This is a genomic window from Paenarthrobacter sp. TRD_SC_7, assembly GCF_056156245.1.
Genome location: NZ_CM149587.1, coordinates 1,183,162 through 1,205,864 on the forward strand (window position 1 = coordinate 1,183,162; position 22,703 = coordinate 1,205,864).

22 protein-coding genes are annotated in these 22,703 nt (G+C 62.5%); 11 read left to right on the forward strand and 11 right to left on the reverse strand.

Translation table 11 applies throughout. The annotated features are described in order from the left end of the window. On the reverse strand, positions 1 to 999 hold the full coding sequence (locus AC0J5Z_RS05955; protein ID WP_475038135.1) for an aldo/keto reductase: 999 nt from the start codon (positions 997 to 999) through the stop codon (positions 1 to 3). A gap of 161 nt (positions 1,000 to 1,160) precedes the next feature. On the opposite strand from AC0J5Z_RS05955, the gene AC0J5Z_RS05960 reads away from it, so the two are divergent. Together AC0J5Z_RS05960 and AC0J5Z_RS05965 are read left to right on the forward strand one after the other, a co-directional pair. Next, complete coding sequence (locus AC0J5Z_RS05960; protein ID WP_475038136.1) at positions 1,161 to 2,894, forward strand: ABC transporter ATP-binding protein; 1,734 nt, start codon at positions 1,161 to 1,163, stop codon at positions 2,892 to 2,894. After that, complete coding sequence (locus AC0J5Z_RS05965; RefSeq protein WP_475038137.1) at positions 2,891 to 4,861, forward strand: ABC transporter ATP-binding protein; 1,971 nt, start codon at positions 2,891 to 2,893, stop codon at positions 4,859 to 4,861. The genes AC0J5Z_RS05960 and AC0J5Z_RS05965 overlap by 4 nt, the downstream gene beginning before the upstream one ends. A gap of 107 nt (positions 4,862 to 4,968) precedes the next feature. Here AC0J5Z_RS05965 and AC0J5Z_RS05970 read toward each other — a convergent pair whose 3' ends face one another. Continuing rightward, positions 4,969 to 5,658, reverse strand: a complete 690-nt coding sequence (locus AC0J5Z_RS05970; protein WP_475038138.1) for a hypothetical protein — start codon at positions 5,656 to 5,658, stop codon at positions 4,969 to 4,971. A 94-nt stretch (positions 5,659 to 5,752) separates the two neighbouring features. Next, positions 5,753 to 6,325, reverse strand: coding sequence for an MOSC domain-containing protein (locus AC0J5Z_RS05975; RefSeq protein WP_475038140.1), 573 nt, complete (start codon positions 6,323 to 6,325; stop codon positions 5,753 to 5,755). A gap of 76 nt (positions 6,326 to 6,401) precedes the next feature. Here AC0J5Z_RS05975 and AC0J5Z_RS05980 point away from each other — a divergent pair, with 76 nt between their 5' ends. Together AC0J5Z_RS05980 and AC0J5Z_RS05985 are read left to right on the forward strand one after the other, a co-directional pair. After that, positions 6,402 to 6,839 carry a hypothetical protein gene (locus tag AC0J5Z_RS05980; protein ID WP_475038141.1) on the forward strand — a complete coding sequence of 146 codons (438 nt, stop codon included), beginning with the start codon at positions 6,402 to 6,404 and terminating at the stop codon, positions 6,837 to 6,839. Beyond that, complete coding sequence (locus AC0J5Z_RS05985) at positions 6,836 to 7,027, forward strand: helix-turn-helix transcriptional regulator (protein ID WP_475038142.1); 192 nt, start codon at positions 6,836 to 6,838, stop codon at positions 7,025 to 7,027. The genes AC0J5Z_RS05980 and AC0J5Z_RS05985 overlap by 4 nt, the downstream gene beginning before the upstream one ends. Before the next feature lie 120 nt (positions 7,028 to 7,147). Here AC0J5Z_RS05985 and AC0J5Z_RS05990 read toward each other — a convergent pair whose 3' ends face one another. Then, complete coding sequence (locus AC0J5Z_RS05990) at positions 7,148 to 7,636, reverse strand: NUDIX hydrolase (protein WP_475039586.1); 489 nt, start codon at positions 7,634 to 7,636, stop codon at positions 7,148 to 7,150. 239 nt (positions 7,637 to 7,875) lie between these two features. Here AC0J5Z_RS05990 and AC0J5Z_RS05995 point away from each other — a divergent pair, with 239 nt between their 5' ends. Continuing rightward, the gene (locus tag AC0J5Z_RS05995; RefSeq protein ID WP_475038144.1) at positions 7,876 to 9,246 is read left to right on the forward strand and encodes a hypothetical protein; all 1,371 of its coding nucleotides are present in this window, start codon (positions 7,876 to 7,878) and stop codon (positions 9,244 to 9,246) included. Positions 9,247 to 9,327: 81 nt separating this feature from the next. Here the strand turns inward: AC0J5Z_RS05995 and AC0J5Z_RS06000 are convergent, their stop codons facing one another. The 3 genes from AC0J5Z_RS06000 to AC0J5Z_RS06010 form a co-directional block, all read right to left on the reverse strand. Further along, a complete protein-coding gene (locus AC0J5Z_RS06000) occupies positions 9,328 to 9,498 on the reverse strand; it encodes a hypothetical protein (RefSeq protein WP_475038145.1) in 171 nt (56 codons plus the stop codon). 7 nt (positions 9,499 to 9,505) lie between these two features. Next, on the reverse strand, positions 9,506 to 10,612 hold the full coding sequence (locus AC0J5Z_RS06005; RefSeq protein ID WP_475038146.1) for a glycosyltransferase family 2 protein: 1,107 nt from the start codon (positions 10,610 to 10,612) through the stop codon (positions 9,506 to 9,508). Between the two features lie 219 nt (positions 10,613 to 10,831). Then, positions 10,832 to 11,002 carry a hypothetical protein gene (locus AC0J5Z_RS06010; RefSeq protein ID WP_475038148.1) on the reverse strand — a complete coding sequence of 57 codons (171 nt, stop codon included), beginning with the start codon at positions 11,000 to 11,002 and terminating at the stop codon, positions 10,832 to 10,834. A gap of 454 nt (positions 11,003 to 11,456) precedes the next feature. On the opposite strand from AC0J5Z_RS06010, the gene AC0J5Z_RS06015 reads away from it, so the two are divergent. Further along, positions 11,457 to 13,484: a rhamnogalacturonan lyase gene (locus AC0J5Z_RS06015; RefSeq protein WP_475038149.1), complete on the forward strand. Its 2,028-nt coding sequence runs from the start codon at positions 11,457 to 11,459 to the stop codon at positions 13,482 to 13,484. A 98-nt stretch (positions 13,485 to 13,582) separates the two neighbouring features. Here the strand turns inward: AC0J5Z_RS06015 and AC0J5Z_RS06020 are convergent, their stop codons facing one another. Next, positions 13,583 to 14,302: an SRPBCC family protein gene (locus AC0J5Z_RS06020; protein WP_475038150.1), complete on the reverse strand. Its 720-nt coding sequence runs from the start codon at positions 14,300 to 14,302 to the stop codon at positions 13,583 to 13,585. A 216-nt stretch (positions 14,303 to 14,518) separates the two neighbouring features. Here AC0J5Z_RS06020 and AC0J5Z_RS06025 point away from each other — a divergent pair, with 216 nt between their 5' ends. The 3 genes from AC0J5Z_RS06025 to AC0J5Z_RS06035 all read left to right on the forward strand — a co-directional run bounded on the left by AC0J5Z_RS06025 (position 14,519) and on the right by AC0J5Z_RS06035 (position 16,045). Next, positions 14,519 to 14,881 (forward strand): ArsR/SmtB family transcription factor, encoded by a 363-nt coding sequence (locus AC0J5Z_RS06025; protein ID WP_475038151.1) that lies wholly within the window; start codon positions 14,519 to 14,521, stop codon positions 14,879 to 14,881. Next, the gene (locus AC0J5Z_RS06030; protein WP_475038152.1) at positions 14,878 to 15,375 is read left to right on the forward strand and encodes an SRPBCC family protein; all 498 of its coding nucleotides are present in this window, start codon (positions 14,878 to 14,880) and stop codon (positions 15,373 to 15,375) included. Before AC0J5Z_RS06025 ends, AC0J5Z_RS06030 begins: the two co-directional genes overlap by 4 nt. Positions 15,376 to 15,466: 91 nt before the next feature. Continuing rightward, the gene (locus AC0J5Z_RS06035) at positions 15,467 to 16,045 is read left to right on the forward strand and encodes an adenylate kinase (RefSeq protein WP_475038153.1); all 579 of its coding nucleotides are present in this window, start codon (positions 15,467 to 15,469) and stop codon (positions 16,043 to 16,045) included. Here the strand turns inward: AC0J5Z_RS06035 and AC0J5Z_RS06040 are convergent. From AC0J5Z_RS06040 to AC0J5Z_RS06050, 3 genes are read right to left on the reverse strand one after another with little or no spacing between them, the layout of a single operon-like run. Next, a complete protein-coding gene (locus AC0J5Z_RS06040) occupies positions 16,042 to 16,800 on the reverse strand; it encodes a glycosyltransferase family 2 protein (protein ID WP_475038154.1) in 759 nt (252 codons plus the stop codon). The genes AC0J5Z_RS06035 and AC0J5Z_RS06040 overlap by 4 nt on opposite strands. A gap of 2 nt (positions 16,801 to 16,802) precedes the next feature. Continuing rightward, complete coding sequence (locus AC0J5Z_RS06045) at positions 16,803 to 18,167, reverse strand: PIG-L family deacetylase (RefSeq protein WP_475038155.1); 1,365 nt, start codon at positions 18,165 to 18,167, stop codon at positions 16,803 to 16,805. Continuing rightward, the gene (locus tag AC0J5Z_RS06050) at positions 18,161 to 19,264 is read right to left on the reverse strand and encodes an acyl-CoA dehydrogenase family protein (protein ID WP_475038157.1); all 1,104 of its coding nucleotides are present in this window, start codon (positions 19,262 to 19,264) and stop codon (positions 18,161 to 18,163) included. Before AC0J5Z_RS06050 ends, AC0J5Z_RS06045 begins: the two co-directional genes overlap by 7 nt. 200 nt (positions 19,265 to 19,464) lie before the next feature. Between AC0J5Z_RS06050 and AC0J5Z_RS06055 the strand changes: the two genes are divergently transcribed. Together AC0J5Z_RS06055 and AC0J5Z_RS06060 are read left to right on the forward strand one after the other, a co-directional pair. After that, positions 19,465 to 21,741, forward strand: a complete 2,277-nt coding sequence (locus AC0J5Z_RS06055) for a SulP family inorganic anion transporter (RefSeq protein WP_475038158.1) — start codon at positions 19,465 to 19,467, stop codon at positions 21,739 to 21,741. 242 nt (positions 21,742 to 21,983) lie between these two features. Beyond that, the gene (locus AC0J5Z_RS06060) at positions 21,984 to 22,580 is read left to right on the forward strand and encodes a DnaJ family domain-containing protein (protein ID WP_475038159.1); all 597 of its coding nucleotides are present in this window, start codon (positions 21,984 to 21,986) and stop codon (positions 22,578 to 22,580) included. Positions 22,581 to 22,703 lie beyond the last annotated feature (123 nt).

Here is a 22,703-nt window from a genome sequence, read left to right on the forward strand (position 1 = left end):
TCAGAGGTTCGTCATCCGCTCACCGGCTTCGTTGTACCGGCCACCCTCCACTGTAATTTTCGCCGCGGCCGCCTCGATTTCGTCAAGCTCTGCAGGCGAGAGTTCGACGTCGGCCGCGGCCAGGTTTTCTTCGAGGCGGTGCAGTTTCCGTGTGCCTGGAATCGGCACGATCCACGGCTTCTGCGCCAGCAACCATGCCAAGGCGACCTGGCCCGGCGTCGCGCCTTTTCGTTCGGCGATTCCGGCGAGCAGGTCCACCACGGCCTGGTTGTTTTGTATAGCCTCTGGGGCGAACCGGGGGATGGTGCTGCGAATGTCGTTCCCGGATTCGAAGTTGGTGGAAGCGTTGATGGTGCCGGTCAGGAACCCTTTGCCCAGTGGGCTGAAGGGAACGAAGCCGATGCCAAGTTCTTCGCAAACGTCCAGGACTTCTTCCTCCGGACGGCGCCACCACAACGAGTACTCGCTCTGGACGGCAGCCACAGGAAGAACTGCATGGGCCCGGCGGATGGTGCCTGCCGCAGCCTCGGACATGCCGAAGTGCTTCACTTTTCCAGCGTCTACGAGTTCCTTGACGGCACCCGCCACGTCCTCGATGGGGACGTCCGGATCAACCCGGTGCTGGTAGTAGAGATCCAGGGCGTCCACTCCCAGCCGCTGCAGTGATCCTTCCACTACCTCTTTGATGACCTCGGGGCGGCTGGTGACCTTGCCGCTGGCTATCCGCGCGGCGGGGTCGATGTCCCAGCCGAACTTGGTGGCGATGACCACCTGGTCCTTGAACGGAGCCAATGCTTCGCCGACGAGTTCCTCATTGGCGTAGGGTCCGTAAATCTCGGCGGTGTCGAAAAACGTCACGCCGCGCTCCACGCCTGTGCGGATCAACGAGATCATTTCCTCGCGGTTCGGCCGTTCACTGTAGCCGCCTGTCATGCTCATACATCCCATGCCAATGGCGGAAACTTCCAGGCCGCCGGTGCCGAGTGTGCGCTTTTCCATGGTTGGTCTCCTGTGCTGTTCGGGCTGATTGCTACTTCGACGTTATGGGGCCGCGGCAGGGGGAGGGAGTCCCTGGCATTACCCCTCAGCTCCCTCTAGTTGCCCGCAGCAACCAGACGTAAACTGGCCTTCGGTTCACATCGCTCTGGCTCGGAGACCGCATGCTGTGGAAGGTACTTGTTCGCTTCCTGCGGCCGCATCAGCGGCTGCTGATCGCCGTCGTCGTCTTCCAGTTGGCGCAGTCCATCGCCTCCCCGTACCTGCCGACGCTCAATGCCGACATCATCGACAACGGCGTTGCCACCGGGGATACCGACTACATCCTGCGTATGGGCGGCCTCATGCTGCTGATCACCCTGTTGCAGATCGCGTGTGCTGTGGTGGCCGTGTACTTCGGGGCAAAGGCTGCCATGGGGATGGGCCGCGACCTCCGCGACGCGATTTTCAGCAGGGTAGGGGAGTTCTCTGAGCAGGAGGTCACCAGGTTCGGGGCGCCGTCGCTGATCACGCGGTCCACCAACGACGTCCAGCAGGTCCAGCAGCTCGTCCTCATGTCCTGCACGCTGATGGTCGCGGCTCCCATGCTGAGCATTGGCGGCGTGATCATGGCCGTACGCCAGGACGCGCAGTTGTCCTGGCTGATCGCGGTATGCGTACCGGTTCTGTTGGTGGCGGTCGGGCTGATCGTGACGCGCATGGTGCCGTTGTTCCGCAAGATGCAGGTCCGGATCGACGCCGTGAACAGGGTCCTCCGCGAGCAGCTCACCGGCATCAGGGTGGTGCGGGCGTTCGTGCGGGAGGACATGGAAGCCACCCGGTTCGGCAAAGCGAACGACGACGTCACTGACGTTGCGCTGTGGGCCGGCCGCTTGATGGCGCTCATGTTCCCTGTGGTCATGTTGGTGATGAACGTTTCCAGTGTGGCGGTCATCTGGTTCGGGTCGTTCCGGATCGAGGACGGCTCCATGCAGGTGGGCACCCTGATCGCTTTCCTGAGCTACCTGATGCAGATCCTCATGTCCGTCATGATGGCGACGTTCATGGCGGTGATGATCCCGCGCGCCTCCGTTTCAGCCGACCGCATCGGCGAGGTGCTGGAGACCGACTCAAGTGTCCAGCCGCCGTCGAATCCTGTTACCGGAGGCATCCGCCGCGGCGAACTGGAAATGCGCGACGTCGGATTCGCCTACCCGGGTGCCGAACAGCCGGTACTGAGCGGGCTTTCCTTCACCGCGCGTGCGGGGGAGACCACCGCTATCATCGGCAGCACCGGCGCTGGCAAAACGACGCTTGTGAACCTCATGCCGCGGCTGTTCGACGCCACGGCAGGATCTGTGCGGATGGACGCCGTGGATGTCCGCGAACTGCATCCGGATCTGCTGTGGGGGCACATCGGGCTGGTGCCGCAGCGGCCGTATCTCTTCTCCGGGACGGTCCGCAGCAACCTTCAATACGGCAAGCCCGATGCCACTGAGGATGAGCTGTGGCAGGCGCTCGCAGTGGCCCAGGCGCGGGATTTTGTCGAGGAGATGGAAGGCGGCCTGGACGCAGCGATCTCGCAGGGCGGGACCAACGTTTCGGGCGGGCAGAGGCAACGGCTCGCGATCGCCCGGGCACTGGTGAAGCAGCCGGAGCTCTACATCTTCGACGATTCCTTCTCTTCCTTGGACACCGCCACCGACGCCCGGCTCCGGCAGGCCCTGAAACGGCACACCAACGGGGCCACGCTGGTCATCGTTGCCCAGCGGGTCTCCAGCATTGCCGACGCGGACCAGATCTTAGTGCTCGACGACGGCAGGATCGTTGGGCGCGGAACGCACGATGAACTGCTGGAGACGTCCGAAACGTACCGGGAAATCGTGTCCTCCCAGCTCGCGGCGGAGGAAGCGGCATGAGCGCTGTATCAGCTGGCCCGCGCGGGCCGCAGCGGCCACCGATGGGACCTGGCCGCGGTGGGCCATTCGCTGGCATGAACATCCCGGCCGAGAAGGCCTCAAATTTCAGTGCCTCGGCCCGGCGTTTGTTGGGAACGCTGCGGCCGGAGCGGTTCTGGCTAATTTTGGTGCTGGTATTTGCCGTGGTCAGTGTTGCTTTGTCCGTGATCGGACCCAGGTTGCTGGGCGAAGGCACCAACCTGATCTTCGCCGGCGTGGTCTCTAAACAGCTGCCTGCCGGTGCTTCCAAATCCGACGTGATCGCGGGCCTGCGCGCCTCAGGCGAGGACAGCAAGGCCGACATGCTTGGCGCCATGACCCTGACACCCGGCGTCGGAATCGACTTTGGTGCGCTGTCCTCGGTGCTGCTATTGGCGCTGGCCCTGTATGTCCTGGCCTCAGCGTTCGGTTGGATGCAGGCGTACGTGCTCAACGGCGTCGTGCAGCGGACCGTCTACCGCCTCCGCGAGAGGATTGAAGCGAAAATCCACCGGCTTCCCCTGCGCTATTTCGACTCCATTCAGCGCGGTGAGCTGCTGAGCCGTGTGACCAACGATGTGGACAACATCTCGCAAAGTCTCCAGCAGTCCATCAGCCAGGTGGTCTCATCCTTGCTGACCGTGCTGGGTGTGCTGGTGATGATGTTCCTGCTTTCGCCACTGCTGGCACTGATTGCTTTGGTGACGATTCCGTTGACACTGGGGACCACGCTGCTGATCGCCAAGCGTTCCCAGAAGCTGTTTGTGGCGCAGTGGAAGGACACCGGCGAGCTCAATGGCCAGATCGAGGAGACCTACACCGGCCATGCGCTGGTGAAGGTCTTTGGCCGGCAGAACGAGGTGCAGGAAAAGTTCCATGCGAAGAACGGGGAGCTGTACCGGGCCAGCTTCGGGGCACAGTTCGTCAGCGGGTTGATCATGCCGGCCATGACCTTCATCGGGAACCTCGTGTATGTGGGAATAGCCGTGGTGGGTGGCCTGCAGGTGGCCTCCGGTTCCATGCAGCTGGGCGACGTCCAGGCGTTCATCCAGTACTCGCGGCAGTTCACCATGCCGCTGGCGCAGCTCGGATCCATGGCCAACATGCTGCAATCCGGCGTAGCGTCCGCTGAGCGGGTGTTTGATTTGCTGGATGAGGAGGAAGAATCAGCCGAGCCTGCCCCTTCCGGTGCTGGTGCCGGCCGCGGGCGGCTCGTGTTCGAGAACGTGTCCTTCCGGTACTCGCCGGACAAGCCACTGATCACGGACCTCAGTTTGGTTGCCGAGCCGGGGCAGAGCATCGCGATTGTGGGGCCAACCGGTGCGGGAAAAACCACCTTGGTGAACCTCATGATGCGGTTCTACGAATTGGATGCCGGGCGGATAACGCTCGACGGCGTGGATGTCGCCTCCCTCTCGCGGCAGGAGCTGCGCTCGCGGATGGGAATGGTCCTTCAAGATACTTGGCTGTTCGGTGGGACGATCCGCGACAACATTGCCTATGGACGGCCAACTGCTTCCGAGGCCGAGATACAGGGGGCGGCGCAGGCGACGTATGTGGACCGGTTCGTGAAGTCGCTGCCGGAAGGCTACGACACATTGCTCGATGACGAAGGCGGCAATGTGTCCGCAGGGGAGAAGCAGCTGCTCACCATTGCCAGGGCTTTCCTGTCCCGGCCATCAGTGTTGATCCTGGATGAAGCCACGAGCTCCGTGGATACCCGCACCGAAGTGCTGGTGCAGAAGGCCATGAACGCACTGCGCTCGGACCGGACAAGCTTCGTGATCGCGCACCGTCTCTCCACCATCCGCGACGCCCACCTCATCCTGGTGATGGAGGCCGGGCAGATCGTGGAGCAGGGGACCCATTCGGAACTTCTGGCTGTTGGCGGGGCATACTCCCGGCTCTACGAGGCGCAGTTCGCGGCGCCGGCTGCTCTTGAGCCCTGAGGCGCGTGGCTTCCTGACCTTCTTTCGATTGTTGATGGCGTTTGTCCGACCTAAGTGGGTTGAATTCGGACAGTCGCGGCTTCAAAGCAGGTCACGAAGCGACGCCCCTAATCCCGTCGGCGTGCCAGCGCGTAGGAGGGCTCGCGCAGGCGCTTAGTCCAACCGTATGTGCCGGCTGTGGGAAGCGGGTTCAGCACCGGATCAAATCGCTCGGCGGTATCTTCTGCATGGTCGGCGACGCTGAGGGTCAACGTTCCGAATTTGGTCCATGGACCCAGTGGGCTGGCGTGATGGAGTTCCAACGTCCAGGAATCATTGCCAAGAAGTGACCGGAAAGCGCTCGGTTCCACCGGCAGCTTCACCGGCCCTCCAATGGTCCGTGCCGCTATCAAAACGGGGCCGGAGTCAGACTCGTAAGGCATCATGCTTGAGAAAACCGCGGCCGCGGCATCCCGTCGAAGCCGAAGGATGAACCGGCCAATTCCTGTTGGTCCCGTGGTCGCGAGGAGCATGTCCGACAACCTGTCCTGCTCGGTGAAACGCACGGCCAGCCCGATGATGTCCGGGAAGGCGTCCGGGAGCCCTATTGACCGCGAGAGCCGTGCATCCACCACGTTGCTCCCGGCGCTGTCCAGCCACGGGATGCCGGACGGCTGGCGCGTACCGGCGTCCCTTTCCAAGGTTCCGACCAGCCGGATGCCCTTTGGGTGGATCGGCCTATGCGGACGCACTACCTTGATGGCCCGGAACACCGCAGCAAAGGCGGATCCTGCGACGGCTTGTACTTTGCTGCTCACGGTATCCACCTGATCACCCTATGCGGCGAAACCATCGAATGACAGGCTCCTGTCTTACGCGCGCGCATCTTTCGATGGCGCGTGATGAAGATGTTTAAGGCAACCGCGATGGCCGTAGCGCGTTCGCCTCTCCGGCTTTGTTTGGGTCGAGCGGCACGGGACTGACCAGTACAGCGGAGCCTCGGTGCAGCAAGCCACCCGCGATCACTTGGCACCTGACGCCACCACGCCCGCGCATCGCCTTGTGGGCGCCTGGAGCGAGCATTTCATCCATCCAGGCGCAGGGGTGGGCGGGCCTGCCGGCCTTGAGCCGCACCAGGTCTCCACCAGACTCAAGCGTGAACTCATGGCCAAGCAGCGGGGCCAACTCGACTCCTCGCAGAACCACATTCCGCCGGGTCAACAGGGGATCAAAAGGTCGAGCCCCAAGTTCGGCGGCGATCGATTCGAGCGCTTCCACCGCGAACAACGTCACCGCGGCGTCCATGTGTGCGGCCTTGCCAAAAAACCTGTCGCCAACAATCCCTTTGCCCGCCACCAGCTCTGCCCGCTCGGCGTCGGTTGTAAGGACGTCCGCGGCGCCTTCCCGGGCACGGACAAAGTAGGCATGGGCCGGTGACACCAAAAGGTGCAGCACCTCGACGTCGTACCTGTACTCGGTGGTCATCCCTCAACGCTAGCCCCAGCCTGAATGGTTCGCATCGGCCATTGCCTAGCCATGTAAAGGGTGCTTTACTTTTGGTATGAGTAAAGCTTCCTTTACATCAAGGCGAGTGCCCTTCCAGCACTACGTCTTAGCGTTCATCCTCGGAACCATCCTGACTATCGCGATCTCTGTGCTGGTTGGAGCATCGAACCCGGACGACTTCTGGCTCGCTGCAGGGATTGGAGCCCTTTGCGCCGCCTACCCGGCCATGTCGCTCGGAGCTAAGGTCTTTGTTTCCCATCACACCGTTTCCCGCGACGCCCATGGCGAGCAAAGTGTGGAGTTGCAGTGGATGCGACAAGCCGGCGCCGGGGCTTTCCTCGACGTCCTCGTCGCCACCATCGCGGCCGCTGTGGTGCTGGCCATCGGTCGTTTCGCCGTGGATGCCCTTCCGATCCTTCTTGGCCTGGTTGGGTTGAGCGCGGTGGATGCAGGAGTGCGTTACCTCGTAATCCGTCACCGGGCACTTAAGTGAAGAACAATCTCGCCGAGCGCCGGGCCGGACGCAACTGGACCCAGGCTGACTTGGCAGCTGCGCTCGGAGTTTCCCGGCAGACAGTGATCTCCATCGAGCGGGAGAAATTTGATCCGTCCCTGCCCTTGGCGTTCCTCATTGCGCGCACCTTCAACTGCACCATAGAGGACATCTTCACGGCGGAGTGACGCCTTGTGTCCCACGCCGCAGCGCCCCGCGTACGGCCATTCGATGCGGGGCACCGCCTGCACCAGGACCACCCCGGGACGGTGGAATGGATCCGGCAATTCATCGCCCGGAAGAACGGCTCATCCGTTCTGTGAAGTGTTCCCACCAAGGTGCCGGACCAGGGCGTCCACGATGGGGAGTTGCCCTTTGACGAGCTTGGTCCTGGCTAAGGGTTCCTCAAACCATCGGGCGTCGTCGATCTCCGGGAAGTCCTTAATGGTGCCCGAGCCCTTGGGCCATTCCATGGGGAACGTGTTGCTGACAATCTGCTGAGGTTGAAAGTCGCTGGCTTCGGCTGCGAACGCGGTGATGAGTTTGCCGGAGGGCTGCCGAAAAATGCCCAACAATTCGTAGTTGGCCGCCGGCGGTGGAGTGCCAATTTCTTCGGTGAATTCCCGCTGTGCGGCAGCCAGTGCGTCTTCGTCCTCGGGGAATTCTCCCTTGGGAATTGACCAGGCGTGTTCATCTTTGCGTGCCCAAAAGGGCCCGCCCATGTGGGCTATCCATAGCTCCAATTGTCCGGCCGTATTCCGCCGGTGGAGGAGGATGCCTGCGCTGCGGATTGTGATGTGCCCTCCTGGGTTAAGGCGCTGCACGCAAGTTCTTGAACACGTCAAGGCTACTCGTGGAGTTGGTGCCGTTATCCAATTGATGTTGTGTGGACGATGTTGCTTGCCCATTTCGCTTCCGGCAGGACCCTGGCTACTCGATAATCGAGGACAGCACGTTCCCCGATGGGTGGAACGTTGCAGCGGTCAACGGCATCAGTCGTTGGCGGTTCTGGGCGCATCAGCAGGAGGAAACAGCTATGGCACTGTCAGAGGGGCTCCTTCCACGTGGGGGAAGAAAAGCAATGGGGTTGGCCGTCGTCATTGCGGTTGGATTATCGATGTTCACAGGAATAGGCCCATCGCATGCTGCGGACACCACACCCATGGCAGAGGATCCTGGCCCTGTGGGCAGCTTTGCGTGGAAAGGGTTCAACTGGCAGAAGCGCTTTTGGGGCGGGGCACCCATGTACAACGCGAGTTGGGACGCCAATAACGTTAGTAACCCGGACGCCAATGGGTACGTCAAGCTCTCCATCAGCAACCCCACAGGCTCGGCTCCGAAGGGCGCGGAATTCCAATCCACGCGTGAAGGTTTCGGCTATGGAACGTACAGCACCACGGTGGAAAAGGATGTCAGCGCCCTCCAGAAAGAAGTGGTGTGGGGCTGCCTGTTCACCTATGACCCCAATGCGGTGCCTGGTTATACGGAAATTGACCTGTGTGAAGCGTCGGCCTGGGGTGGGGGTGCCGCCTACGGTGAGAACTGGCCGGTGACCCAAGGACATGGATACTGGTTCGATGCCACCTTGCCGCCGGGGCAGGGGAACAACACCGTCACGTTTGACGTCACCAACGCCCAAATCCTTACCCACCGGATGGTCTGGGAACCGGGCAAACTGACGTTTGAGACGTTCGCAGGGGAGGGTTACAGCGGAACTTTGTTGAAGAAGACAGTCCTCCAGGGTTCCACGGTGCCTCTTCCGGCAAAGGAACAGATTCACTTCAACCTCTGGGTGACCGGCGGGGGCGGCGGGGACGCAGCACACGTCGCTCCTGAAACGGTTACGATCCGGGACTTCTCCTTTGTCCCGGGCATTCCACTGACGGCGCCGACACCAACAATTTCCGGAACGGCGACCGTCGGTTCTACGCTCACAGCAGCTCCGGGAACGTGGACTACTGGAACGGCCCTGAGCTATCAGTGGTACAGGAACGGAACGGCGATCGCCGGGGCCACCGGTGCTACGAGGGTGCTCGCGGCAGCGGATCAGGGCGCCAAACTGACAGTTCGTGTCACAGGAACAAAGGCTGGTTATGCAACCGCCACCAAGGAATCGGCTCCGACTGCCACGGTGGTCGCGGGTACGTTGGTGGCACCCACTCCGACCATTAGCGGGACGTTGACTGTGGGCTCCACGCTCACAGCCAACACGGGCACCTGGACCTCCGGGACCACTCTGACGTACCAGTGGTACCGGTCCGGTGTTGCGATCACCGGCGCAACCGCTAAGACTTATACGCTCGTGAGCGCTGATCAGGCGGACACCATGAGCGTGAAGGTCACCGGTACCAAAGCCGGCTACACCACGGTTGCCAAAACGTCGGCCGCCACGGCTCCGGTCGCCTAGGGGCGGGAAACAAACAAACCCGCAGTTGTGTCGCGCTGGGGGGGAAGCGACACAACTGCGGGCAGGTTGGGCTTGCTGGTTCTACTGTGCCCGGACCGGCACGATCCTCTTGATGGCGAGGCCGAGGGCCAGCATGGCGAAAGCTGCCAGTGCGAACCAGAACAGGTCGCCGGCCCCGGTCAATGCGAGCGTTCCGGAGCCCATTCCGGCAGCTGTGGCTCCTGTGAGGGGGGCTACTGGGTTGTTGTACATGAGTCGATTACCAAACTTTCTTTCTGTTGAGGGCTGAATCCAGGTAGGCCTTTGCGTGGACAGCCTGGAGGAAGATGTCAATGACGGTTTCATACATGGTGGCGGCCAGCAGCATGCGCCTCCAGCCCCGGAACCGCAGGGTAACGATGCGCTCCAGGACGAAGATGCAGGTGACGGCTGCCCAGAAGGGCTGGAGGTGCAGGCCCATTCCGGTAGTGAGCGCGAAGAGGAGGGAACCGAAATAGGCCATGGTCACCAGGACGCCAAGCATGGAAAGGAACTGGCGGCCCCAGTAAGGCCTGGTCACTTTGGTCCATCCGTATTGCACGCAGTTCTCCACCGCCCCGCGCTTCCACCGGAGCCGCTGGGACCACAATTCACGCCACGTGGGCATGACCTCTGTGACCAGCGTGCAGTTGGACGGAGAGGCGATGCGGTAGCCCAGGGTCAACAGGGCAAAGGAGAGTTCGTTGTCTTCGGTCAGGACCGAGGTGTCGTAGACGCCGCCCTTGCCGTTGCCGGGAGGGATCGTGCCCTTCAACCGGGCGGCCACGACGTCCCGCAATGTCTTGACGCGGAAAAGAGCCGCGGTGCCGGTGACAACCAAACACTTGCCGTGAAGGCGCTTCACATCCCGTGCGTAGCGGGCGTATTCGTTGCGCTGCAGATGTCCCACGAAGCCGCCTCCAGGACCACCGCTGAACACTCCGCCAACAGCACCGAGCAGTTCGTCGGTGAGCAGGTTGTTGGTGGCGTTCTCGATGAAGTCGAGGGAGAGCTGGGAGTCGGCATCCTGCACAAGGATCAGGTCTTCGGGGTCCGCATCAGGCAGGAGCTCGCTGAGGGCGAAGTTCAGCGCCCCGGCCTTCTTGTCCTTATTGCCCACCGTGCGGATAACTTCGGCGCCTTGGGCCAGGGCAAGCGCTTCAGTATCGTCCGTGCAGTTGTCCGCCACCACAATGACGCGGTCCGGGCGACGCGTTTGGTTGTTCAGGGAGAAGAGCGTCTCGGTGATGCCGGCGGACTCGTTGTGTGCCGGAACCAGGACGGTGACCACCCCGCCTGCCGCGCGGTGGGATCGCCGCGGCCTGGCAGCCGTTATCTCCGTGAGCATTGTGATCCCTCCGTTCGAGCGTTGAAGTGTTGACTCACTTAGAGTTCCAACGCGAACGCAAGATCAGGGGAGGGAAACCGTCAAGGACGTCTCAAGATTTGCTCAGGACTGTCCGGACGGCGTCACGTTTCGAGGTCGGGGACTACTTGGACGAATTAAACGCAAGAGGACGACGCCGGGAGGTCCCGGCGTCGTCCTCTTGTGTTTGTTTTGAGCTACTTAGCGGCTCAGGCTGACCGTGAAGGTTTTCGGTCCGCTGAGGGTCACTGCGATTCCGCAGTTTTCTGCAGCGGCACGGTGTGAGAGGGATTCAATGGCGGCATCGATGGTGTGGTCGATGGCCGACTTGTCCCAGATTTTCAGCGTGATGGAGTCAGTATGTGTCGTCATTGTCAGTACTTTCACTCAGGCCGTTGACAGCCCCAAGCTTCTTCGCAGGGGCCGCATCCTCGTCGGTGAGGATTGCTGATTCAGCTTGTACGGGAACGAATTCCCTCATTCATGGTTCATGCTGCCCACTGCAGTTGACAAGCGAATCCGGCCAAGTGTGACCGATTACACGTTGCTCATTACCAGCCGCATCCGTTCCTGACCTTCTCTGCGTCGGCGATAGGACAAATAACAACCACATCCGAACATTCGTTGCCGAAATCTCACAGTCGGTTCCCGCCAAACCCTTGACCGAGTGGTTGAGGCGCTGGTAAACCTTGTTGGCGGAAAGCGTTTTCTTGCGCCAGCCCTTCACGCCCACACAATCCGGGGGTGGTTCTCTTTGGCGCGGGTGAAACGTTCCAAAATTTGCGGTGGCAGACCTACTGCCGCCCGGCATCAAAGGAGATGTTCTTTGGCTTACCCCTCGAAATGTTCCTACCGCAGTACCCGTGGCCGCGCTTGGAAGGCCGTCCCCATGGCGGCGTCTGCTTCGCTCGCCGCTGCCGCTATTGCGCTGACGGGCGTCCCGTTCGCTCAAGCAGCCCCCGCCCCAGTCCCGCAGGCGGCACAAGCCGGCCTCCCCGGCGTCGTGCCTGCCGCGAAGGATCCATCCACCCTCAAACGCCGGGTGGAAAACCTGGACCGCGCGCCGGTGGCGGTCCTGACTGACCGGGGTGTCACGGTGAGCTGGCGTATGCTCGGCCTGGACAAGGACAGCATCGGCTTCCAGGTTCTGCGCGACGGCGTCAACATCACCCCGGAACCCATTCGAAACGCCACAATGTTCGTGGACCCGGATGGAACGGCGCAGTCCAGCTACGTCATCAAAGCCGTCGGCGACGGCGAAGGCCAGGACAAGTTGACCGAAGCCGTGACGCCGCTGCCGCAGAATTACCTTGCCATCAAGCTGGACAAGCCGGCAGACGGAGTTAGCCCTGACGGAAGGCCGTACACCTACTCCGCCAACGACGCTACAGTCGCGGACCTGGACGGCGACGGTGAGTACGAGGTCATCCAGACGTGGGCGCCGTCCAACGCCAAAGACAACTCCCAATCCGGCTACACGGGGAACGTCTATGTGGACGCCTACAAGCTGGATGGCACCAAGCTGTGGCGCATCGACCTGGGCCGCAACATCCGCGCCGGCGCGCACTACACCCAGGTGTTGGCCTACGACTTTGACGGAGACGGCAAGGCTGAGGTTTCCCTCAAGACGGCCGACGGCACTCGCGACGCGGCGGGTGCGGTGATCGGAAACGCCGACGCCGACTTCCGCAACACCGCGGGTTACGTCCTGTCCGGCCCTGAATTCCTCACCGTCTTCGAGGGTGAGACCGGCACCATCATGGACACCGTGGCTTACGAACCCGAGCGCGGCGCCGTCAGTGGTTGGGGCGACAACTACGGAAACCGCGTGGACCGCTTCCTGGCCGGAGTTGCGTACCTCGACGGAGAGCATCCGTCCATGATGTTCAGCCGTGGCTACTACACGCGCACCGTCCTGGTCACCTACGACCTGGTGAACGGAAAGCTCGTGAAGCGCTGGACCTTCGATTCGAACCTGGCGGGCGATGAATACAAGGGCCAAGGCAACCACAACCTCTCCGTTGCTGACGTGGACCAGGACGGCAAGGACGAATTCGTCTTCGGTTCCATGACCATCGACGACGACGGGAAGCCGCTCTACAACACCAAACTTGGCCATGGCGATGCCATCCACACCAGCGACCTTGATCCGTCGAGGCCCGGGCTGGAGACGTTCGCCGTCCACGAGAGCATGAGCCAGAGCGGCAACCGCGGAGCAACCTTCCGCGACGCAGCCACCGGCGACGTCCTCTGGAGCATCCCCGCCGCCAGGGACACCGGGCGGGGTGCAGCAGGCGACATCGATCCCCGCTACGCCGGGGCTGAAGGATGGGCCGTCGGAGGTACGGCTGCATGGGATTCACCCGTCGGCCGGTTGGTATCGGCCAAGGGCGAGTTGATCGCCGAGAAGATCCCCGCCGCGAACTTCCTGGCATGGTGGGACGGTGACCTGCTCCGCGAAATCGTGGATCACGACTATGACGCAACCTTGTCCCGCGGCGTTCCCACCATCTCCAAATGGAACTGGGAAACCGAGTCCAGCGATCGGCTGCTGACGGCTGAGGGTGCACGCAGCAACAACACCACCAAGGGCAACCCGTCAATCCAGGCAGACATCCTGGGTGACTGGCGCGAAGAGATCGCCTGGCCGTCCACAGACAGCACCGAGTTGCGGATCTACACCACCACCGCTTCCACCGAGGTTCGCCTCCGGACCCTCATGCATGACACGGTGTACCGCACAGCTGTGGCACGCGAAAACGTCGCCTACAACCAGCCGCCGCACCCGAGCTTCTTCATCGGTGAGGGCATGCAGGCGCCGGCGATTCCCGCCGTCGTCTACACAGGGAAGTAACCGGCTCCCTGTAAGGGAAGTCCCTGCAACAAGAGAGTGCTCAACAAGAGAATGCCGCCCGGGTCGCGTTGACCCGGGCGGCATTCGATTTTTGTGGCTTACCGCTGTCCCGGCAGCCCACCCAGCGGCGGGATGAAGCCTTCGCCGCCGCCCTCATCCGCCTTCCGCTCTGCGGCACTGCGGGTGTCGCTGTCGGCGGTTTCGTCGGAATCGCCTTCCAGGTCTACCAGCCCGTTGGTTTGGTCAAAGACGTGGGTGGCAGGATCGACGATCGGTGGCGAATCCGAGGTAGCAGGGCCGGAAGCCCCGGTGGCCGCAGCTGTTCCGGTAGCTGCTCCTGTGCCCGTGGCGGTGGTGCCGGCCGTGGTGATTGGCTCCGTGGTCGCAGTGCCAGTCTCGGGTGCCTGCTTCTCGATGTACTCCTTGAACTTCTTCAAGTCCGACTCAGCCTGCCTTTCAACAATGTGCAACTTGTCACCCAGGAACTCGAGGACGCCGTGCGGTTCGTATTCCAGGGACAGATGCAGGGACGTCTGGCTGGGGCCGGCTTCCTTGAAATCAACCCAGCCGGCGTTCTTGGCACCTTCAACGGCGGCCCAAGCCACCGCCCGGTCCAGGTCCTGCTGAACGATTTTGGCTTCCCAGCGGCGATGGACGCCCGCGATTTCGGCTACCCATTCCAGCCGGTCTTCGCTGAGCCGCGTTACGCGTTCTACTCCGCCCATGAAGTGCGGAAACTCCTCGAATTTGGTCCACTGCCTGTAGGCCGTACTGACCGGAACGTTGACCATGATTGTCTTATTCACTTTCGTGGTCACGATGTCCTCCTCCTGCTCGACTCGGTATTGATCAGCATGCTTACATTATTGAGCTTTTTGGAGGGTAATAACAGGCCTCGGAGGTCTTGGGGGCGCCGCGGAAGTCCAACCCCGCACCCAGGTCCCGGGCGTCCCTGATGGATGTCCGTGTCGTCAGCCAGTTGCCGCGTCGAAACCCGTTGACAACCGTCCGGACCGGCGATATCGTACAACCAAATGGTTGTAGATCAGCTCCGCACAAGTCTCTCCGACACCGAAACCGACCGCTTGTTCCAAGCTTTGGCCGATGCCACGCGCAGGGACATCGTGGCCCGGGTGACGGCGGGGGAGTACTCGGTCTCCGGGCTGGCTGCGCTCTACACCATGAGTTTCGCGGCCGTGCAAAAGCATGTTGCGGTCCTGGAACGGGCCTCCCTGGTAACCAAGGAGAAGCGTGGGAGGGAGCAGATCGTGCGGGGGAACCATGAAGGATTACAGAAAGCCCGCCATCTGCTGGATCAACTTGAAATGATCTGGCGGCAACGCGCCGACCGGATTGCGGACATACTCGCCGAAGATGATGAAAGGGATCTGCCATGACTGTTGTCAGTGTGGACAAGGATGTTGAGGCACTGAGCCTCACCGTTGTCGCCGAGTTCGATGCCGATGTGAAGCGCGTCTGGAGAATCTGGGAGGACCCCCGGCAGCTCGAACGCTGGTGGGGACCGCCCACTTGGCCGGCAACGTTTGAGACCCACGAGTTCACCGCCGGAGGGAAGGCTGCGTACTACATGACCGGCCCCGACGGGACGAAGGCCCGCGGCTGGTGGCAGTTCACCACCATCAACGCCCCGGACCACCTCGAATTCGACGACGGATTTGCCGACGAACAGGGTGCCCCCGTGGATGAGTACGGAGTCACTCACGCCACCGTCAAGCTTGAGTCGATTGGCGACCGCACCCGAATGACCATTTCCACGAGCTTCGAATCGGAGGAACAGCTCCAAAAGATGTCTGAAATGGGCATGGAAGAGGGGCTGCGAGAGGCAATTGGCCAGATCGACTCACTTCTTGCGGAGCCGGCCAACGCCTGAATGCTCAACCACGAGCGACGACGGCGGGCGCCTCCCGCCGTCGTCGGCGTATGGTTTAAGTCCCGGACGCCTCTCGAAACGGACCAGTGACATGGCGCGATTGATCATCATGGGCCCTCCTGGTTCCGGCAAGGGCACGCAGGCAGAGCACATCGCACGGCGTTTCGGTATCCCTGCCATCTCCACAGGGGATCTTTTCCGCGAACACGTCCGGGACAAGACCGAGTTGGGTGTAGAAGCCCGCGGATACATGGATCAGGGCGAATTCGTGCCGGACCATGTCACCACCGCGATGCTCCGGCGGCGACTCGAGGAAGAAGACACCAGCGGGGGTTTCCTGCTGGACGGCTACCCGCGGACGGTCATACAGATCGGTGCGCTGGACGAAATGCTCGCTGACCGTCAGCAGACCCTGGAAGTAGTTCTTGAGCTGACAGCATCGGACGATGAGTTGGTTGCCCGAATGCTCCGACGGGCGCAGGAACAGGGGCGCGCCGACGACTCCGAACCTGTGATCCAGAGGCGGCTTGAGCTGTATCGGAACGAAACGCAACCTGTGCTGACCGCCTACTCACACCGTGGGATTCTGCTCACTGTTGATGGATCAGGCGAGCGCGAAACGATCACGAAGGCCGCGATCGCCGCTTTGGAAGCGGCGCTGGCGGGTTAGCCGCTGGCGGTCTGTCCCGTGGCAGCCGTTGGAAGCTCCGCTGCAAGGGAGCGTAAATAAGCGGCGAATCCTTCCGGTGCGCGGGCGTGTGTTCGGCCGGAGGTCAAAACGCGGATGGTGTCCGTAGCTGTGACTGCGAAACCGTGCCGGCGGAGGCGTTCCACAAGGACGCGGTCCTCGTGGGCGCGCAGCCGTGGGAAACCGCCCGCACTGAGATAGGCCGAGGCACGGATGCCCAAGTTGGCCCCGTAAATGTGCTCATGGTGCTCCCGGAATGGGTGGAGCTCCAGCCACCGGCGATGGATGGCGGGATCCATGTCCGCCGGATCGGGTTCCACGGATCCAAGGATGGCGTCCGCTCCCGCGTTGGCCAGTTCCACTTGCCGTGTCAGCCAATGCTGCGGAACCGTAGAGTCGGCGTCTGTGCTGGCCAACCAGATACCCTCCGGCCCGTTCGCGGGCAGGCATTCCAATGCCGTGCGGAAACCGAAATCCCGGCTCGCCCCCGTGCTCCGGAGCTTGACGTTGACCACGCGGAAGCGAGGGTCGTTGGAGACATGCGCGGCGGTGATCTCAGCCGAACGGTCACTGCAGTTATCCAACACCACAACGATCTTGGCTTCCATGGCGCGGTGTTGCCGTTCCAACTCATCAGCTGCGGTCTTCAGCGCGAGCAGGGCTTTGCCGATGTGTTGCTCCTCGTTGTGGGCGGGCATCACCACTGCCATGCTCTTGATATCCAGCGGCCCGGCCATGGTTACGGCGTTCCGTCCGAAGCGAGCAGGACCTCCAGCATGAAATCCTTCTCGCGGTAGAGTCCGTGCGTTGACCAGCCGGGTTGGTTGCGGGCCATCGCATGGACCGCTTCCGCATCCAGTTGCCAACCCGAGATGGGGTGGCGCCAATGGCACAGGAGCAACGTGCCGCCGGGGCGGGTGGATGCTTCAATACGGTTCAGCAGTTCGCCGAGCTCTTCCGGAGAAAGGTAATAGCCCGTCTCGGACAACACCACCAGATCGAAGGTACCCTCGGGCCACTCAGAGGGCATTGTGAGGTGTTGGGTTTCGGCTGAAAGGTGGGGCAGCAGCCGCTTTGCTGCTTGGGACAATGCAGCGCTGCTGGCGTCCACTGCCAGAAAGTGGGTGCAACGCCTGGCGAGCTCTTCACTGAGGATGCCGATGGAGCAACCTATCTCCAAACCGGATTCATAGGATTCCTCCGGAAGTGCGGCCAAGGTCAATGCCCTTTTGCGTCGTTCGTACCAGCTGGTGGTGTAGCTCCAAGGGTCATCGTCCCTGGAGTGAACCTCGTCGAAGATCCGCTCAGCGTCGGCTGCAGTGTTAGTGCCGGCTTTGGCGGGATGCCAGGCAAAGGTTTCCCACGGCCGTGTGAAGTGCTCCAGGAACGTGTCCGAAAGGAGCGTCTCATCGCCGGGCTGATCGGAGAGCGGCTCCGTTTGCGAAGCATGGGCGCCCATGGCCTCTGCCTTGGCCCGCTGTTCTTCACTGCTCAGGGGCACCCGCACCCACGATTCCCAAGTGGAGTCTTCCGGCCCAGCCCACAACCAGTACCAGATGGGGTATTCGAGAAGTCCGTGGCCGCCCTGCGTCGCGACTTCCGCGGCGACCGTGCCCAGGGTGTCATGGTCCGTATGCCCATCAGTGCGGTATGGGGCCACGAGTACTACGTTATCCGCGGCGTGGTCGAAGGACGCGACGGCTTCCCTGACGGCTTGGGCGATGACCTCCGTGTGGCCAGCAAGTTGCCCATCGGGAAGTTCCAGAAACCGCCAGGTGGCACGGGGAGCCAGCCCGGACACTGCCGTGTCGAACTCCGTGAGCCTGACAGCGGCAAGCTGTTCCGGCGTCGTGGTTTGTGAGTCTGGGTGCGACGCTTCGCCTGCCGTGCAGAGCAAAATCTGCACTGCTGCTCCGGCACCATGAAGTTTGGCGAGGAAGCCGCCGGCGCCAAGAGACTCGTCGTCCGGATGCGCGGCGAGCACCACGAAGGCTGTGGCCGCAAGTTCGGTCTGATCCAGCGGCAATTCCGGCAAGGCGGCGACTCCGCTGGTCGCCCATTCCGACTCCGACGTCCCGGTGTCCGTGTGCGAGAAAGCTACCACTCGCGGTCCCCTTTCAGAGCCAGCGCGCCCAGTTGGGCATCGTCCCTCATGGCGTGGTGCTGCCGGATGTACAGCGACAGATCCGCCATGCGCTTTCCATATGCTTCGTTGAAGGCTAGCGGCCCGGGGCCAAGGTTTTGCGACACCAGCGTTTGAACACGCTCGACGGCGGCGGCAACAGTTCCGCGGATGCGGAGGGCTTCGCTCCAGGTGCTCGGGCTGTCAGGATCTGCGCCCTCCAACTCGCCGGAGTCGATGCGTTCTGCCGTCTGGGCAAGGTAGCCGGTGGCGGATGTGATGATCCGATCAATTTCGCCTAGGGAAGCCAGCGCAATTTGATCGGGTTCGCGGCCGTTTTCCGCGGCTTTGTTGAGGGCGGCCGCAAAATCGCGAGCCACCGCAACGGCGCCGCCCAGCCAGCACGCGGCCACGCCCATGCCACCCCATGCGAAGCCGGGACGCCTGAAATACCAGTCCTCGAGGCCCAAAGGCTGGGCGGCGACCTGGTCAAAGTGGACTGTCCCGCTTGGGATTTCCTGCAGGCCGCGGCTGGTCCACTGAGGCGTTTCGCAGGAGACCCCGGGGTCCTTCAGATTGACGGCGAAGGCCCGCCTGCTGTTCTCTTCAGCGTGAGCGGTGATCACGGAATGGTCCAGCTGCGCGGCCAGGGAACACCACGGCTTTGATCCATTGAGTACGTAGTTGCCGTCAGCGTTGCTCTTGGCTTCAAGCTTCATTCCGGGGCCTTCCGCTGCGAAGACTCCCCAGGCCCCTTGGCGTTCGTCTTCTGCGTCGGCTTGGGCACCGGCGTCCGCTCCGGCTCCGGCTTGGGCGAGGATCGCCAGGGCATCGAGGTGCGGTTCGAGCACTCGACCCGCGGCAACGTCCACAGCTGTTACGGAGGCCAGGAGCTCCCAGAGCTTGGCGGTGTTTCCCTCGCCCGGTTTTGGTGCTGTCCGTCCAATATCCTCCGCGATGACCAGCAACGCCGGCACATCCCCCACAGCGGCCCGCACTTTGTCGAGCACGGGTTCCAAAGCTTGCAGCTGCGCGGGCTCGGAACTGATGCGGATGGGCTGGGCTAGGGAGTCGCTCATGAGATCCACCCTATTCTAAGGAGCCTTAGGGTCTTGCCATTGCGGAACCCCCAACGCTCCCACCCCCTGCGAAAGTTCCCATTGGTCTCAACATGAAGCGCATCTTCACAGCTTTTGTCATGCTTGTCACATCCTGTTGTCATTAACAGTGACAGATTCCGTAGCTTGGAAGGGTCAGCAGTCCCGAGCTAGGAGAACCAATGCCGCAATCAAACGAAGCCGCCACCGTGCCCGCCGACTCGCACAGCCCGCCGCGAACCAAGCCCGGGTTCCTGAGCAACCTCGGGGCAGACCTTCCCGCGTCGCTCGTCGTCTTCCTGGTTGCCCTTCCCCTTTCCCTCGGCATCGCGGCAGCCTCAGGTGCCCCCGTCATGGCCGGCCTCATTGCCGCAGCCGTCGGCGGCATCGTCGCAGGCAGCCTCGGGGGCTCCCCACTACAGGTGAGCGGCCCTGCCGCCGGACTGACCGTCGTCGTGGCCGGTCTGGTGGACGAGTTTGGCTGGCAGGTGACGTGCGCCATCACCGCTGCTGCCGGCGTCGTGCAGCTGCTCATGGGTGTCAGCCGCATTGGCCGGGCGGCGCTGGCGGTGTCGCCGGTGGTGGTCAAGGCGATGCTCGCAGGCATCGGCATCACCATCATCCTGCAGCAGCTCCACGTACTGCTCGGCGGTCAGGCCGCGGGCTCAGCTATCGAAAACCTCACCGGGCTTCCAGCAGCCATCACCAATGTTGAGCTCCACTCTGCGCTGCTGGGTCTGGCCGTCGTCGCAATTCTGCTGACGTGGAAGTTCCTCCCCGCAGCGCTGCGGAAAATCCCCGGACCGCTTGCCGCCGTCGTCGCCGTGACAGCCGTTTCCGTGGCGGTCGCACCAAGCGTGGAGCGCATCAGCTTCAGCGGGTCCATCTTCGATGCCATCGCGCTTCCCAGCCTGCCCGAGGGAAACTGGCGGGCCGCGGCCATGGCTGTCATTACCGTGGCGCTGATCGCGAGCATCGAGTCGCTTTTGTCAGCCGTCGCTGTGGATAAAATGCATGGCGGCTCGCGCACCAACCTGAACCGCGAACTCGTCGGTCAGGGCTCGGCGAACGTCGTTTCCGGTATGCTCGGCGGACTCCCGGTGACGGGCGTGATTGTCCGGAGCGCCACCAACGTTGAAGCGGGGGCCAAGAGCCGCACATCGGCCATCCTGCACGGTGTGTGGGTCCTGGTATTTTCTGCACTCTTCGCCGGCCTCATCCAATTGATTCCTTTGTCCGTGCTCGCGGGTCTGCTGCTGGTCATTGGTGCAAAGCTCATCAAAATTGCCGATATCCGCACCAGCCTCCGAACCGGCGACCTCCTCGTCTACAGCGTCACGCTGGTCTGCGTTGTGGCCCTCAACCTGCTCGAAGGCGTTATCATCGGCCTCGCGCTTGCCGCCCTCTGCGTGCTCTGGCGGGTACTCCGCGCACAGATCCACGCACATGCTCCCTCCGGTTCAGGGCTGCCGTGGCGCGTCACCATCGCCGGCTCGTGCAGCTTTTTCGCGCTGCCCCGGCTCAACCGCGTCCTGCATTCCGTGCCGGAAGGCCAGGACGTGGTGGTGGAACTCAACGCCGACTACCTCGACCACGCCTTCCGTGAGGCATTGGTCGCCTGGCAGAAGCAGCAGCGCAACACCAGTGCGTCGGTGATCCTCGAAGAACACGGCACCACGGCTTTCAGCGACGCCGAGGACAACACCCCGCAGCGCCAGGATCCACGCGAATTCCCGCTGCCACCCCGTACGTCCTGGTTGCCGTCCGGTGACGGTTCAACATCGGACGACGACGACGGCGGGCGGCTGCCGCTGCGCTCAATCCTCTTGGGCATCGACAAGTATCACCGGCGGCACGCGGACAAGGTCCGTCCGCTGGTGCAGGACCTCACGGAAGGACAGAACCCGGACACGCTCTTTGTTGCCTGCGTGGACTCCCGAGTGAACCCCAACCTCATCACCAGCAGTGGACCGGGCGACCTCCTCACTCTCCGGAACATCGGCAACGTGGTGTGCAATGACGGCCGCGATGCTTCGATCGACTCAGCACTGTCCTTCGCCGTCAAGGGGTTGTCCGTGGACTCGATAGTGGTCTGCGGCCACTCCAATTGTGGTGCGATGAAGGCGGTCATTGCCGATGCTGAGGGTGCTTCGCCTGACATGGGCGACGGCTTCGACGCGTGGCTGGAGCATGCGCGGCCGAGCTACTCTGCCCTGCTTGCCGGCCACCCTGTAGCGGAGGCTGCTTCGGCTGAAGGGTATAGCCGCCTCGACCAGTTGAGCATGGTGAACGTGGCCCTTCAACTCCGAAAATTGGAAGAACACCCTGTCACCGGCCCGGCCCTGGCTTCCGGGCAGTTGCAGGCAACGGGATTGTTCTACGACATCTGCACGGCCCGGGTTGTCCTGGTGAGTCCTGAGGGCATCGAACAACTGGATCCGAGCATGGCGGTTCGCTAGCTCGCTCAGGAGGCGGGCCTCCACCACCCACTTTGAGTTGCGATCAGCCCCGACACACCCCTAATGACGGCGTGTCGGGGCTGTCTCAATTTCAAAGTGGGTGGCAGCGGCACAGGGGTTCGTCCGGTTTCAATCAACGAGCGCCGGGGTACGGGGATTAACCACAGCAACGTGCGGAATACTGGATTCAGAACCACGATTTCCGGCAGGCGAGGGCTGCCGTGTGAGGAGGTGGCGGGAACGTGAGCGCCGAGAACAACGCCTTCAGGCGGAAGCTCGAGCGGGGCGCGGAACTGCGGGCGGTGCGGTCCTGGGGCGGAAATGCTGTGGAAGACGCAGAGCTCGAGGCCGCGGATGCCGAAGAACGCGAGAAACGGCGCAAGGTAGACGACGCTGCCCGGGTTGAGTACCTCATCCGTGACGCCATGAACCAAGGCAAGTTCGACAACCTGAAGTACGCCGGCAAGCCGATCCCCGGCTTGGGGGAGCACTACGACCCCGACTGGTGGGTCAAGGGTCTCATCCAGCGCGAACGGTTGAGCGGGATCGGTCCGCCCGCCATCTTGCTGCGGATCGAGGATTCCGAACTCGATCCCAAGTTGGACCAGCAGTACACGGACAAACAGGTCCGGGACATCCTCGAGGACTTCAACAAGCGCGTGATCGAAGCCCGGCGGCAGCTGCAAGGCGGCCCTCCCGTGATCACCAAGCTCCGTGATGTGGACGCCGAGCTCGAGCGATGGCGGGAGCGCAGGGCCGCGGTTGCTCCTCCAGAGCCGAAGCCTGAACCAGCCGGCAAGCGGACCTGGTGGCAACGGATCTGGAACGGCTCCGGCTGACCCAACTGAGTCGCATTTGTGCGCGTTTTCCGCGCTCAAAACGCGCACAAAAGCGACTCAGTTGGGCGGGGACGGCACAAAACAGCAGCCGACGGCGAAACCCGCGTTCCGCCGTCGGCTGCT